This window comes from Arthrobacter rhombi (genome assembly GCF_900163545.1).
Classification (GTDB): Bacteria; Actinomycetota; Actinomycetes; order Actinomycetales; family Micrococcaceae; genus Arthrobacter_H; species Arthrobacter_H rhombi_A.
The window spans coordinates 132,097-146,608 of record NZ_FUHW01000020.1 but is presented as its reverse complement, the minus strand read 5'-3'; the positions used below and the strand labels follow the sequence as shown (position 1 = coordinate 146,608).

Genomic DNA, 14,512 nt, shown 5'->3' with positions numbered 1-14,512 from the left:
GCTATCGGGAACCAGCCACCCATCAATCGTTTAACTAACGTCCCTGATCAGTACATCTAGTCGTCACCTCAGCACCGCTGTTCACGGTGGACACAAGCAGATCGGCCGTTGGAGTAGTTAAATCTCCGTGGGCAACGATGACCCGAGAGCTCAAGTCAGCGAAGATCGACGGCAAGTTCAACATCGACATCGTCACTTCAGACGCACTGGGAGACTACCTAGATAAACGCGTGAATACATTCGCTTCAGCCGTTGCTGCAATTGCCGAGAACGCGCCGGAACGCTTCGTTACCCACCAGAACCACGGCTACAAACAGAAAGAAAATTGAGGTGTACACGAAATCGCCCCGCAAGTGTCTCGTATGCGATGGGATGCAAGACACCAAGTCGAGACAGTTGAGATGCTTGGAAATCTGGGACTCCGTCTATCTTGAGGCCAAGGTTCACAAGCTTGTCGTCTCATGGCGAAGCCAGACACAGTTGCGGGAGGCTGCAAAGCATATCGATGCTTTACAGCCTCCCGCATGATGTTCCCCCGTGTGCCGCTATTTCGTTGTGCGGCCATACTTGGAGCGGGGCTTATCGTGAGACTTTTGGCCGCTGTTTCGACTGGCTTCCATTTGGTTCCCGATTGCCGGCCCCCATGGCGGCGGCGTCTTCTTCGGCGAAGGAGCGGTTGTTGGTCTCCTTCAGGAACAAGGCCGCGATCAACGCCCCGGCGGCGATCACCGTCAGGTAGATCGCCGGTGCCATCTTGTTCCCGGTGGCTGCGATCAGCCAGGTCGCTACGAAGGGTGCGGTTCCACCAAAGATGGCATAGCTGACGTTGTAGGTAATGGCCGAAGCCGTATACCGCACGGCGGTCGGGAAGACCTCACACAGCAACACGGCTGTCACTACGTTGGCGGTCACCGCACCCACGGCGAGCATGACCTGGGCCGCCAAAGCGGAGCCAAATCCTCCCCCGGCCGCCAACTGATAAGCCGGGATGGCCAGCACGCCGAGCAGAATCACCGAGGCATACATCGTCCGCTTGCGTCCGACCCGGTCGCAGATCCGGCCAACGAACGGGCACAAGGCTGCAGCGAAAAGCAGTGCCAGAACGTTCGAGAGCAGGACCTGAGCGGAGGGCAGGCCCACTACTTCGCGCAGGAATGTCGTCATGTATGTCGAGAAGGTATAGAAGGAGAGCGCGGTCAGCGAGATGTAGCCGGCCAACAGGGCCATGGTCCGCCATTGTGAGCGGAAGGTATGCGATAAGGGGGCATGTTCGGTTGTTTGTGATTCGGCCACTGCCTTGAACAGCGGGCTTTCATCGAGCCGCTGTCGGATGTAGAAGGCCACCAAGCCCAGGGGCCCTGCCACGAGGAAGGGGATTCGCCATCCCCAGGCGTCCATTTGCCCCGCGCTGAGGTTGGCGGCAAGCAGGTAGGACAAAAGGGCTGCTGCGGCGAAGGATCCGAAGGTGGCTGCCGGCATCCAGCTCGAGTGCCGGGACCGCTCCCCTTGCGGGGCGTGTTCGATGACGTAGGTGACGGCGCCGGCGTATTCACCGCCAGCGGAGAAGCCTTGCAGGCTCCGGGCCAAGGTCAGCAACACTGCCGACCAGATCCCGATGGTGGCGTAGACCGGCATTAGTCCGATGGCCAACGTGGATCCCGACATCAGCAGAACGGTCAGGGTCAGGACGCGTTTGCGTCCGATCCGGTCCCCCAGCCGTCCGAAGAAGGCCCCTCCGACCGGTCGTAGGGCAAAGGCGACCGCGAAGACCGCGAAGGTCTGCAATAGGGCCACAACCGGATCGCCTTCGGGGAAGAAAGCCCGAGCCAGGATGGGTGCCATGAAGCCATAGACGGCGAAATCGAACCACTCAACCACGGTTCCAGCGCCGGCGGCGAACGTGACTTTCCGCAAGGTGGCACGAGAGACGGAGGGGGGCGGGGTTGGTGTGGTTTGGGGTTCTTGGTGCTCGCGGTGCATGTCTACTCCCTAGATTCGCGAACTGTTAGGACCCCGCATGTAAACGCGTCGAATAGCCGCTCGTGGCTCATGCCGGGTCTTGGATGGCCTATGGCCACGTGGACGGCTGTACCGTCGCCTCCCCTTTGCAAGGGCAGGAAGATTACACCAGGACGGGCGCTGCAGACAGAATGTCTGTTTGCCGGATCCTTCTGGCGAACTGTACGTTCCCTAGTTTTTGGGGAAGGTTCGCTACACCTTTGTGGCCCGGACGTTGGCTGGCGTGCCGAGGGCAAGTCGCGAAGTGGAAAAGGTTTCGAAGGACTCTGGTAGCTTGTTGAGATCCAGGCAGACCGGGATGATGGTGGCCGTGTTCTTGCAGGCAAACCGGTGGATCGGAGCGTTCCATGCGTTGGCCAGATCGAGCTTCACGGTAGCCGGCCGGGTGCCGTAATATACGCGGTGCTGGCAACAGCGCCAGGTATTCGGCGGAATGTTCGGCGACTACTTGCTCAGTCGGTTCACTCAACCGGGTTTCGATGCCCTTGCTCATGATGTGAATCCCCTTTGATTCATTGTCCGGACGATGAATCCACTCTGGTGTACACCATTCTCCGGATGTTGCTACTAAAAGAATCTAATTGCTACAAGAGCAACAAACAAGACGTGAGCTAAATCTCTTTTAAATCTTTTTGTCAGGGCACTACGGGCGTCTCCCAGCTCGCTGGCCGACACGCGCTCGTCGAAGCATGACTTGATACGGACTGATCGCTAGGCGTAGTCGATCCGCGAAAGAAGGTATTTTCCAGGGCATCACATAGCAGATTTCATACAGCACCCAAGGGATGCCCCACTCCCTCACCGGGGCGAGCGGAAGCTAGGGCCGTTAAGCACACGGCAGGCAGGTACGTTCGGGCGGGCGGCCTCGCTGCCGGCCGCGGACCGCTGCGGTTGCTGTTGATGCCGTGCGCCGGCTGATGGATGTCTCTGCCATGCCGCCTTGTGCGCTGGGTGGGAGGCGGTGTGCAGCGTTTCAAAGGACTACCTTTGCCCGGCCGGCCCCCAGAAAGGTGTATTCGGATTCTCCGGACACTGAATGCGATCCCTGCCTGGGCAACGACGAGGCTGGAACGGACGGCGAGGGTCCGGATGAAATTGCGGGCCCTGACCGCGATGGCCAGCCAGGCGCTATTGGATCCGCAATGCTCCGAAGGTAGATGCGCCAGGGCACTGTCTCTCTGGTCAACGTTGGCCTGCCCGATGATCGCGCGCTTCAGGAAGAACCCCTGGAACCGGCGCGCGACGAGGCATCCGGGAACCTGCGCCCTCACAGCTATGCAACAGTCCGGCACCCACCAAGGGGTACCGGACTGTCACAGAGTGGCCCGGAGATCACCCGTCCGCAAGATTCCGATTGGAGGGTGCGACTCAGGCCGGATCCGCAGGGGCCTGGACCTCGGGCTGGGGATCCGCGAGGGTCTTCGGGATCGTGTCCTCGAACCGACCGAGGCCGTTGAGGTATTCCACCACCGAGTCCGTGGACTCCACGTCACCGAACTTGTTGTCGATGTCATAGAGGTTCCACTGCACTACGCCCGGGACACGGTCGCCGATAGTCTCCCGGGGGATGATCGGGCGGAACCCCTTCGCGATCGCATCCTCCACGGTATGGCGCACGCACCCGGCCGCTGTCGCGCCGGTCACGATCAGGGTGTCAATACGATTGGAAGTCAGGAACAGCTCGAGGTTCGTGCCAGGGAATGCCGAGGCGCGGTTCTTTTCGAGCACGACTTCGCCCTCTGCCGGCGCAATCCGGTCATCGATCTGCGCCCAATAGGAATCCGCAGGAAGGGTCTCCGTGGGAATCTTCGAATACCACAGACCCATGTCGTTCGTGCCGGAGGTGGCATCACGGTTGCGGTAGACGTTCGTGGTGTAGAAGACCGGGACCCCCTTGGCGCGCGCGGCCTCGTTGATCCGCTGCACATTCGGGATGATCCCCTCCATGCCCGGGCAGCTGAACGGGTGACCCGGACGGGTCCAGGCGTTGGCGAGGTCAATGTGGATGACGGCGGGACGGTTGCCGTAGCCGATCCGGCGCTTGAAGCCGCGCTCGTTGTAGACGCTGTTTCCGGCTTCGAATGCCTCCTCCAGAACTGCTGCAAGGCGCTCTTCGATGTCGCTGGACTTGTTGGACGTGACGGTCATTGCTCTCTCCACTCTCCGAATTATCTCGTTGCTATTTGAGCAACTAAGTTGCTGCTAGAAATACTATAACCTACCCCTCGGCTCAACACCAGAGATGCACGGAAGCTGCCCCTCCATCGACCAGCTCCTCGGCAGGGAACCGGCGTCGGCCTGAGGCGGCCTTCGGTTGGCGCTCGACTCCCGCGACTTTTACTTGACCCGACACGCGGGTTATCGGGGCCGATTCGGGACAGCTGCCCTGCCTTGTCGCGCATGATCCGCAACCTCTATATCCCTCAAACAACACAAAGGACGTGCACCCAGCACATCGCATGCGGTTGTCGGGAAGATGGCCTGAGCCACGATCCCTTGGCGCGAGCCACGTCGTTGAGACGTTGGAAAGCCGGGAAGACGGTTTCCATCTAATGGCGCAAGAGCTGGTGCCCAGGCCGGGTCAGACGTTTGCCATATCGACGTGCATGATCCCCGCCCCGTTTTATTCGGCGAACGTCTCCTTCGGCAATTCCTGCAGTCCTCCATCGATGCACCGGCCCATTACGGGGGGCCTTTCCGGTCATCATCCGGACGATGAATCCGAGCTGTTGCGGGCCATCCTCGGTATATTGTTTTCTCAAGCAATATAGTTGCTACTGAAGCAACCCACGAGGCGTCTGGAGTGACCCTCTTAAGACGATCCGTGTCGGTTCCGAGCCCTGAAGCCGAAACGCATCGTCCTCGGGACGTGATTTGATATGACTGGTAACGAGGCGGAACGGATCCGCGGAAGAAGGTGCTTGACATGGGCAATGCACAACAGGCCTCACATAACACCCAGGGGGTCGCCGCCTCGCTGCTCAATGGTCTGGCCGTCCTGGAGGCCTTCTCCATCGAGAAACCGGTCCTGGGCGTGACGGAGATCGCACATCGTGTTGATCTGCATAAGAGCACCGTCTCTCGGATCCTCAACGGCTTGGTTGAGGCCGGTTACATCCAGCGCGACGAGGACACCGGCCGATTCCGGCTGGGTCTGGGAGTGATCATGCTTTCCGGACCACTTTTGGCCGATTTGGATGTTCGGCGCGCTGCTCTGCCCTTCTTGGAGGACATCACCGCTGCCACGAAGGAAACCGCTGCCATTTCCGTATGGAACGGAGCGGAAGCGATCGTCGTGGAGCAGGTCGCCAGCCCGCACCAGGTCAAACACAGTGCAGCCATCGGAACGCATTACCCACGCTACGAAAGCTCGTCGGTCCGGGTCTTTTTGGCTGAGTTGCCCACAACCGAGGTGGATCAGCTATTGGAAGAGGGAACCATCACCATCGATGCCGGTAGCGGCGCCCCGCTCCCGGTGGCCGGGCATCTCGAGCACGTCCGTGAAGCCGGCCATGCGGTCAACGATGGATTCACCACCGACGAGGAGTACGGGATTTCCGCGCCGGTCCGAGACTATCGGGGCATCGCCGTCGGCTGCATCACCGTCAGTGCACCTCGCTCGCGCGTCTATAAGCAAAGCTGCGCCGAGACACTAGCCGCTGCAGTCCAGGAAGCCGCCGAACAAGTCTCCGGCCGTCTCGGGGCACCCGCGCCGGCACGAACCGCGGGCACCGCCTAACCCCGCTTGCGGATTCAGGTCTTCTTCTTCCCGGCAGGACGCCTACGCCGGAGTCAGCGCCCGGCAAACCGGGCGACCCCGGATTCTCGGGGCCGCCCGGTTTGACCGCCTTGAGTCCAAGGCGGTGTTTTTCAGCGTGAAAGGACCTGTCGGGGATCCACGTTTCGTGACGCCAGGATCAGCAGTCCGGCGGCGAATATCGGCAGGCAGCCCCAGTAGAAGGCCGCTTGGTTCCACGTTTGGCCGCTGGTCAATGCCATGGTGACCAGGGCGCCGCCAATGATGGCACCCACCTGACCGGCTGCGTTGATGATGGAGGCTCCGGTCGCCCGGGTGTGGACCGGGAAACTCTCACCGGTGAAGAACAGCAAGGCCGAAAACGGGCCGATCAAAAAGAACAACCCTGCACTATAGAGGGTCAGGACCAGACCGAAACCGCCTGTGGGGGCCAGGAGCATGCCGCTGAAGGACAGCCCACACAAAATCCAACCCAGGGATATCGCGTTGCGCCGCCCGATCCGGTCCCCGAGCCACCCATGGTAGAGGTACCCGGCAAAGGCCGTGGCGTTGGAAACGACCAGTATTCCCAGGGCGCTGTCGAAGGTGATGTTCTTCCCGTCCGCGGCAGTCAGCAGCGAGGTACCCAGAAGCACGAAGACCAGCACCCCGACCCAGCACAACATGAATGAGAGACCGATCACCATGGTGGAGCGCAGCGACTCCCCCTTGAAGGCCGCGGCCAAAGGCATGCCCTGCTCGCTCAGATCCACCCCGACCGTGCCGGCCAATTGGTGGGCTTCTTCGGTCTTGCCTTCGGCGAGTAGTTTCTCCGCGTCGCGCCGGGCAGTAAATTGCGGACTTTCCTTCAGCTTCAGCCCGGCCCAGACAATGGGGATCGCGGGAATCGCTGCAACGATGAAGCACAACGCCCAGCCACCGATCGGGTACAGCAGGAAGATGGAAGCAGCTGCCAGGACCGACCCCACGGGCCATCCGGACTGGACGAGGGAGTAGATGAAGCCCCGTCGCCGGGCCTTGGCCGGATCCGTGTAGACGTGGGCGAACATTTCGTTCAGGTAAGCGGCATTGATGGCCTGTTCTGCGTACCCCAGACCGGCGATCGAGCGCACCACGATCAGCAGCACTATGCCGAAGCCGGCAACCAGGCCGATGACCCAACCGGCAACGACGGTGAGGACCGAGGCGATGGCGGCGCCGATGACCGCAATGAGGATTCCCTTGCGGCGGCCGACCCGATCCACGACCGGTCCCAGTGCCACCGCCACCAAGGCGGTTCCGGCTGTGACCCAGGTGTTGATGGCAGTTGATTGGGCGGTGGCCCAGCCCAGGTCCTCGGCGAGCTTGGGCAGCAGGTTGCCGAACAGGACGAAGTCATACACGGCGAAGGTCCAGGCAAAAAAGCAGACCCACGTAGCGAAGCGGACGTCCTTGGGGGTGACAGTGGCCGGTACAAGCAGCGTCTTTGGTGATGTATCCATGGTCAGTGTTCCTTATTCACGAGGGAAGCCTGCCGGCCCGTGGCCGGGAGGATGTTTCGTCAGGAGACCTGTGCTGCCGCCGAAGGCCGCCACAAAGGTGGCCGCTAGGACATGAAGAATCGAGATGCGGCGTGCGGGGAGGGTTCCCGGTTTCCGGGCGGCCCCACGCGTGATTCCTCTGGGGGCCCGATGGATGCGGGTGAACCGGCCGGTGGAAGAGCGTTCGCTCTTCCACCGGCCGGGATATCCTAGGCGATCACTCGGAAGCCGCTGCGACTGTTTCGCGGGGGGCGGCCGTTCCCTCCATCTCGTTACTGGGGCGTTCGGCACGCAGCCGAACGGTGGCTTCCATGTCCAGTTCCCAGGTGTTCGGGTCGATGACGACCCCATAGTCCTCACGGGCCCGATCAACGTTGGTGAATTCGTCCAAAACATCGGAGAAGACCTTTTCGGGATCGCGCAGATACGGGTCGCCGTAGCCTCCACCGGAGGGGACAGTAATCTCCAAAGACTCCCCCGCCTTCAGCGACCGGGCGGTGACCTTGGAAGGCCAGCTCTCTACTGCCTTGCCGTCATCGAGTTTGGATACCGATGCATTCAGTCCATCCTGTCCGCCGAAGATCCCCCAGGGGACGTCGGATTCGTGGCGGTCTGCTTCGCACGTCACGACGGTGTCGACCAGGAAGGTGTTGACCCGCACGATGCCGATCCCTCCGCGCTGCTGGCCCGCCGCCGCGGGTTCCTCGCGTAGTTCGTAGCGGTCGGTGCGCATCGGGAAACGCCATTCAAGTTCCTCGATCGGGTTGTTGCGGGTGTTGGCGATGAGATTGTCCACCGAGTCCGGCCCGTCGCTATCCGGCCGGCCCCCGTAGGAGCCCTCGTTGACTTCCAGATACACCCAGTATTCGCCGGCGTCCTCGTTCCATCCGGAGTAGGAAAGGAAGTGGATATGTGCGGAGTTCCCAGCGGTGATCTGCCGCGGCAGCACCGGGGACAGGGCACGCATCGCCAAGTCCACGACCCGCTGCACCTGCCCGAACCTGGCCATGCAGGCCGCAGGGTAGGTCGGGTTGAAGATCGTCCCTTCCGGGGCGATGACCTTCACGGGTTTGAGCATGCCCTGGTTCTGCGGAACGAAGACCTCGTGTGCGACTTCATCCAGGAACATCATCCGGGTGATGAAGGTGAATGCCGAGACCGTTGTGCCCTCGAAAGGGCAGTTGTATGCGGTGGGGACCTGGGGGCTGGAGCCGGTCAGGTCATAGGTGATCTCGTCGCCTTCGATGATGACCTTGACCTTGATCGGCAGTTTCTCCCCGTAGTTCTTACCATCATCGTCCAAGTAGCCTGTCTCGGTCTCGTAGACACCGTCTGGAACCTTGGCGATCTCCTTGCGCAGCATGGTCTCGGAATAGTTGATCCATTCCTGGCCCGCTTGTTCCACCGCTTCGATGCCGTAGCGTTCGGTCACCGACAGGAACCGGCGCTTGGCCAGCTCGCAGGCGGCGATCATCGCCTCGATGTCCCCGGCATTATGGGTCGGTGTGCGCGTATTGGATAGGATCTGGTTCAGCAGCGCGTCCTGCCGGACTCCCTTTTCCACGATCTTCAGTGCACGGAAGATCTGTCCCTCGGCTTGGTTGTCCACCAGGTCCACGGCCAGACCGGGGAAGGCTCCGCCGATGTCCAGTAGTTGGCCGGAGGCCCCGGCGAAGCCAACCCGTTCTCCCTCGTGGAAGATCGGGATGATGATCGCGACATCTGGTGAGTGGGTGGCCCCCAGATAGGGGTCGTTGTGCAAGATGATGTCACCCTCGTGAATGTCATCGCCAAGCACGCTGATCACGCCCTGGACGATTTTGGGCATCGCCCCCATGAACATCGGGGTGGAATCCGACTCGGCCAGCACGTTGCCTTCGGAATCGAAAACCCCTGCACCCAGATCCTCGGACTCACGGATGATCGAGGAATAGGACATCCGGAACAGCACCGAAGCCATTTCCTTGGCCATCGAGGAGAATGCCCCTCCGATGACCCTCATCAGAATCGGTGTGGCCAGCTCGCTATCGGCCCCTTCCTCCTTTACCGGGCAGGCGATCACGATGTTTCCACTATCATCAAGCGTCGCCGTGAAATATGGGGGAACGACGATCGTGGCATCGTACTGCTCGATGACACAGGGGCCTTCGATCCGCTGTCCGGCGCCGAGCTTCTCCCGGTCGTAGTACGGGGTGGAGAAGGTCTCGGGCTTGCCGTCGACGTCGAAGACGACGTCGGAAGTCTCCAACACGGCCTCGGAGAGCTCGTAGGTGGTCCCCTCCTGCGGCGCAGGCGGCAGCTCCTCGGTGACACTGGTGCCCATCACGCGAATGTTCACGATCTCCACACCGCCGGTCTTGAACCGGTGACCGTATTCGGCCTCATGTGCCTCGTGGAACCTTTCGGCCATGTCCTCGAGCCACTGGTCGGTGACCTGACCTCCGGGGGCCTCGAAACGGACTTCGTATCCCTGGCCCTCATACCGGCAGTCAACCAGCCGGGTGAACTCCCGCTTTTCTTCCGGGACAAGATCCGAATCCAACTGAGCGACTGCCTTGTCTTCCAATTCGCCGAACTGGGAGTTCAGGGCCTGTTGATCCACGTTCGGCAGCGTGTACCGTGCGGTGCCGACGTACTCGTACTTCTGGTCGGTGGCCAACAAACCGGTGGCCGCGATGATGCCCGGGTGTGCCGGGATCATGACATTGGGGATCTCCAGTTCCGCAGCGATCTCGCAGGCGAACAGGGCGCCGGCACCACCCCCGGCAACCAGAGTGAAGTCACGTGGGTCATAGCCGCGGCGCACGGAGTTCAGTTCGATGGCCTGGGACATCCCAAATTTCTGGATTTGCAGGGCACCTAGCGCGGCTTCTTCCACACTCATGCCCAGTTCATCGGCCACGGTTTGCATCGCCGTGCGGGCCAGATCCGGGTTCAGGGACATCCCCGCGCCAGCCAGGCTGCGGTTTCCACGCAACCGGCCCAGCACGACTTGGGCATCCGTTGCCGTTGGCAGCGTCCCACCGCGTCCGTAACACGCCGGGCCCGGGTGCGCGCCGGCTGACTGCGGCCCCACGCGGAAAACTCCACCGTCGTCAACGAAGGCAATGGAACCGCCACCGGCCCCGATCGTGTCGATGTCTACCATGGGAACCATGGCTTGGTAGTCGCCGACCTTGGTATCAAGCAGGTGGCGCATCCGCAGTTCCCCGTCGAGGGAGACGCCGATATCCGCGGAAGTTCCACCGATGTCCAGGGTCACGACGTTGTCGAACCCGGCGGTCTGTCCGGCCCAGATCCCCCCAATGAGGCCGGCGACAGGACCGGACATAAGCATGTTCACCGGACGCCGGGCAGCCAAGTCGATCGGGATCATTCCGCCCGAGGACTTCATTAGGAGCATTTCGCGGGTGTATCCCATGGCTTTAACCTCTGCCGAGAGCCGGTCGAGGTACCGGGAGACCTTGGGCCCGACATACGCGTTCAGAGCAGTCGTGGAGAAACGCTCGAATTCACGATAGAGCGGGATGACCTCGCTGGAGATCGAAAGGAACGCTTCCGGGAATTCGTCGGCAACAATCTCCCCGATGCGCTGCTCGTGTGCCGGATTAAGATAGGAGTGAAGCAAGCATACGGCGATGGATTCGACCCCTGCCTCGCGCAGTTCTCGCACCCGAAGGCGCACTTCATCCTCGTCGAGAGGAACCAGGACATCCCCGTTGGGAACGGTAATCCGTTCCTTGACGGTCACTCGGTGTCGGCGTTTCACCAACGGATGTTCCTGCCAGGGCAGTTCCTGCTGCAAAGAGAAGTTGAAGGGTTTTTTATGCCGGGCGATGTGAAGGATGTCGCGGAAACCTTCGGTGGTGATCAGCCCGACTTCGGCACCGGTATGGGTCAGCGCAATGTTCGTGGCGACCGTGGTTCCGTGCACGAGCATGTCCACCTCGCCCAAGGTGATGTCGGCCTTAGCGCACAGGCGCCGCAACCCGTCCAGCACCGCCTCGGACGGGTCATGGGGGGTGGAGGGAACCTTTTCGATAACGACCTTCCCTGAGTCGTCGTCCGAATAGTAGAGGTCCGTGAACGTGCCGCCTACATCTACACCGATGCGCTTCATTGTGTCTCCTACTTCGTGGGGTGACGCCGAGACCGCAAGGTGCATCCCGCCTCCAGGAAGACACCTATGTCCAATTGATACGTGGCCGTGATCTCGATCACTTGTTGGGTAGGAAACAACCTAGTCTCCCCTGTAGCAACAAGTCAATGGTTCTCCAAAATAGCCCTCACATGCTTACGGCACGCTCGGACGCGCCTCCGGCCCACCTGAGGGGACTCCCCAGGCCCCATCAAGAGCTACCTACCCAGCGTCGCAAGAGGCACATCATCGCCGAACCGAAAGCGCGCTATAACGCCGCGAAGAGATGCACTTTGCTGGTCCACAAAAGACACTTCGACGTAAAAACCCCAGCGACGCTCGCATCCTCAGTCCGAGCGGCGACGCCTTCGGCCGAAATCCCGGGAACCGACCGAAAGAAGATGCCGTCCCCGAAATTTGCCGGCCACAACCGCATGGGCGCGGGAACTCGCGCGCGAAGGCTGGCATACCACTCAAGTCTCGACCACCTTCAACCGTGGTGCTTTCCCTGGCAAGGAGTTTCTGAAGACGAGCAGATTTTCCAAAGTCGACCAGCGCGGGCTCGTCTCCCCCGACGACGTTTCCAGCGCCACCCGCAGTCTCGGCCCGCGGAGTACCGGGCCCTGTCGACGGTGATGCGTGCTACAAGTACCTATCCGGCAGGGCTGCAAGGCCGGATGGCGAGACTCTGCCCCTTTGGGAAGTTGCCGTCGCGGGCGGATCTACCGCGGGTCATTAACTCCCCAGGGGCCAACGCAAGAAGTTGCGGAACGCTGGCATTTGAACGCCGGAAGCAAGACGGCGCGGCAACATCCTGTGGCGGCACCCCGCGCATGGTGCGGTTCCGGTGCCGCCACACCGTTCCCGTTATTAAAGACGGAAATCAGTTTTCGCGCGGTAAGTCAAGTCCATCCGCGTGTTGTTGCGACAAGACCTTTCTAATGGCGCGGCTACGCGCGCACTGATCGCACAACGCCACAACCACTCCCCCGATTCGACCCCGGTGACCATGATTCTATGCAACAGGTGCGCGCCCCGCACCCATGATGGTCGCCATTGTTTGAACTCTCGGGACCTCCAAGCACTAGCGGCAACACCACAGCCCGGCCCCTCGAGGAAGCCGGACTGTGGGCGGGGAAGCTCGGGATTACCGAACCGCGGGACTCAGGCCGGATCCGCAGGGGCCTGGACCTCGGGCTGGGGATCCGCGAGGGTCTTCGGGATCGTGTCCTCGAACCGACCGAGGCCGTTGAGGTATTCCACCACCGAGTCCGTGGACTCCACGTCACCGAACTTGTTGTCGATGTCATAGAGGTTCCACTGCACTACGCCCGGGACACGGTCGCCGATAGTCTCCCGGGGGATGATCGGGCGGAACCCCTTCGCGATCGCATCCTCCACGGTATGGCGCACGCACCCGGCCGCTGTCGCGCCGGTCACGATCAGGGTGTCAATACGATTGGAAGTCAGGAACAGCTCGAGGTTCGTGCCAGGGAATGCCGAGGCGCGGTTCTTTTCGAGCACGACTTCGCCCTCTGCCGGCGCAATCCGGTCATCGATCTGCGCCCAATAGGAATCCGCAGGAAGGGTCTCCGTGGGAATCTTCGAATACCACAGACCCATGTCGTTCGTGCCGGAGGTGGCATCACGGTTGCGGTAGACGTTCGTGGTGTAGAAGACCGGGACCCCCTTGGCGCGCGCGGCCTCGTTGATCCGCTGCACATTCGGGATGATCCCCTCCATGCCCGGGCAGCTGAACGGGTGACCCGGACGGGTCCAGGCGTTGGCGAGGTCAATGTGGATGACGGCGGGACGGTTGCCGTAGCCGATCCGGCGCTTGAAGCCGCGCTCGTTGTAGACGCTGTTGCCGGCTTCGAATGCCTCCTCCAGAACTGCTGCAAGGCGCTCTTCGATGTCGCTGGACGTGTTGGACGTGACGGTCATTGCTCTCTCCACTCTCGCTGTTTGTTTGTTGCTGCAAAAGCAACCGCGTTGCTGTATCAAGTACCATAGCGCACGGATCGTTCCAACACCAGTGGCGCATAGATTCTCGTTTCGATCTCGCCGCATCAACTTCAACTGCGGCGACCACTGGGTCGGAATCGGAGCCTGGGGCAGCGGAAGTGTCTCCGAGGACGGCCCCAAGCCAGGGTTGGGCAACCAAGGTGGACGGCGGGATTCAAAGCGCCAACCATTTCAAAGGGACACCATCCCGCGAGTAAGGGCTCCGCTGTGGGTGCGGCCATGGAAGTCATGGCCAACGGCAAACGGAAACGGCAGGTGGACGAAAGCCAGTTGGCAGCCAATGCACCGAGCAGATGAGGAACGTTGGGGCGGATAGCACGCCGCCAGTGCTGTACGTGCACGACGGCGAACCGAGGAGCCTCCAATCGCTCACCCAAAATAGGGCTCAGACGGTGTCCCGGATCGAGCGAATCTGTCGGTCTCGATCAGCGACCCGACTTTCTGCCGCTGGCGAGTGCATGACATCAACGACCCTCGGCCGCTGTCTTCGCCGAGATGCTAGCCATCGCAACGAAGGTGGCCAGCGTCATCGTCCCCATCACCAACGTCCTCGCCGTCGAACGCGGCTCCCGTCGCGCAGCTCCCTGGCGCAGGCGGCCGATTCATGGTGTGTTTCCCGCCCATCGCCGCCATCGTGAGCGAGGTCGGCAGAATCCTTTCGTTGCACGTGGCCACCCATGGCAGCAAACGCTGGCACCTCCCCGTCGCGGTTGGCTACCTCGTCACCTTCATCAGTCTGGCACTCACCCTGCAAGCCGGCATGGGGTTCGGCGCCGCCTACCGGATCTGGGCCGCCCTCGGCGTCGCCCTCACCGCGGTCGCCAGCCGCGTCCTGTTCAAAGAACCACCGAACTGGGTCATGACCATCAGCATTGTCCGCAAGATCTGCGGAGTGCTACTAGTAGAGACCGGCGGGTCCATTAGCGCTTCACATGCACAAAATACGACGGTTTTAGGTCAGCCGAGAGGCCCGCGCCGCCGACAGTCTCGGCTGGCATCGTGGCTGATTCGTTCATCCCACACCCCTGACGCCTATCTTAAATGAGATGGTCT

At 61.4% G+C, this 14,512-nt stretch carries 8 protein-coding genes; 3 read left to right on the top strand and 5 right to left on the bottom strand.

From position 1 onward, the window contains the following. The first annotated feature begins 137 nt into the window (after positions 1-137). On the top strand, positions 138-329 hold the full coding sequence (locus tag FM101_RS04820) for a hypothetical protein (protein ID WP_086996252.1): 192 nt from the start codon (positions 138-140) through the stop codon (positions 327-329). A gap of 250 nt (positions 330-579) precedes the next feature. Here the strand turns inward: FM101_RS04820 and FM101_RS04810 are convergent, their stop codons facing one another. Together FM101_RS04810 and FM101_RS04800 are read right to left on the bottom strand one after the other, a co-directional pair. Continuing rightward, positions 580-1,914 carry an MFS transporter gene (locus FM101_RS04810; protein ID WP_245806618.1) on the bottom strand — a complete coding sequence of 445 codons (1,335 nt, stop codon included), beginning with the start codon at positions 1,912-1,914 and terminating at the stop codon, positions 580-582. 1,473 nt (positions 1,915-3,387) lie between these two features. After that, positions 3,388-4,167 carry an N-carbamoylsarcosine amidohydrolase gene (locus tag FM101_RS04800; protein WP_086996240.1) on the bottom strand — a complete coding sequence of 260 codons (780 nt, stop codon included), beginning with the start codon at positions 4,165-4,167 and terminating at the stop codon, positions 3,388-3,390. Between the two features lie 778 nt (positions 4,168-4,945). On the opposite strand from FM101_RS04800, the gene FM101_RS04795 reads away from it, so the two are divergent. Beyond that, positions 4,946-5,758: an IclR family transcriptional regulator gene (locus tag FM101_RS04795; protein WP_086996237.1), complete on the top strand. Its 813-nt coding sequence runs from the start codon at positions 4,946-4,948 to the stop codon at positions 5,756-5,758. Between the two features lie 131 nt (positions 5,759-5,889). Here FM101_RS04795 and FM101_RS04790 read toward each other — a convergent pair whose 3' ends face one another. The 3 genes from FM101_RS04790 to FM101_RS04780 all read right to left on the bottom strand — a co-directional run bounded on the left by FM101_RS04790 (position 5,890) and on the right by FM101_RS04780 (position 13,378). Beyond that, positions 5,890-7,257: an MFS transporter gene (locus FM101_RS04790; protein WP_086996234.1), complete on the bottom strand. Its 1,368-nt coding sequence runs from the start codon at positions 7,255-7,257 to the stop codon at positions 5,890-5,892. Between the two features lie 256 nt (positions 7,258-7,513). After that, the gene (locus FM101_RS04785; protein WP_086996232.1) at positions 7,514-11,416 is read right to left on the bottom strand and encodes a hydantoinase B/oxoprolinase family protein; all 3,903 of its coding nucleotides are present in this window, start codon (positions 11,414-11,416) and stop codon (positions 7,514-7,516) included. A 1,182-nt stretch (positions 11,417-12,598) separates the two neighbouring features. Continuing rightward, complete coding sequence (locus tag FM101_RS04780; RefSeq protein WP_086996229.1) at positions 12,599-13,378, bottom strand: N-carbamoylsarcosine amidohydrolase; 780 nt, start codon at positions 13,376-13,378, stop codon at positions 12,599-12,601. A gap of 685 nt (positions 13,379-14,063) precedes the next feature. Between FM101_RS04780 and FM101_RS04775 the strand changes: the two genes are divergently transcribed. Beyond that, positions 14,064-14,504 (top strand): DMT family transporter, encoded by a 441-nt coding sequence (locus FM101_RS04775; protein WP_086996226.1) that lies wholly within the window; start codon positions 14,064-14,066, stop codon positions 14,502-14,504. The last annotated feature ends 8 nt before the right edge of the window (positions 14,505-14,512 follow it).

Coding starts and splice junctions, on each gene's coding strand:
- FM101_RS04820 (WP_086996252.1), top strand. CDS start 138: ATGACCCGAGAGCTCAAGTCAGCGAAGATCGACGGCAAGTTCAACATC.
- FM101_RS04790 (WP_086996234.1), bottom strand. CDS start 7,257: ATGGATACATCACCAAAGACGCTGCTTGTACCGGCCACTGTCACCCCC.
- FM101_RS04780 (WP_086996229.1), bottom strand. CDS start 13,378: ATGACCGTCACGTCCAACACGTCCAGCGACATCGAAGAGCGCCTTGCA.
- FM101_RS04800 (WP_086996240.1), bottom strand. CDS start 4,167: ATGACCGTCACGTCCAACAAGTCCAGCGACATCGAAGAGCGCCTTGCA.
- FM101_RS04775 (WP_086996226.1), top strand. CDS start 14,064: ATGGTGTGTTTCCCGCCCATCGCCGCCATCGTGAGCGAGGTCGGCAGA.
- FM101_RS04785 (WP_086996232.1), bottom strand. CDS start 11,416: ATGAAGCGCATCGGTGTAGATGTAGGCGGCACGTTCACGGACCTCTAC.
- FM101_RS04795 (WP_086996237.1), top strand. CDS start 4,946: ATGGGCAATGCACAACAGGCCTCACATAACACCCAGGGGGTCGCCGCC.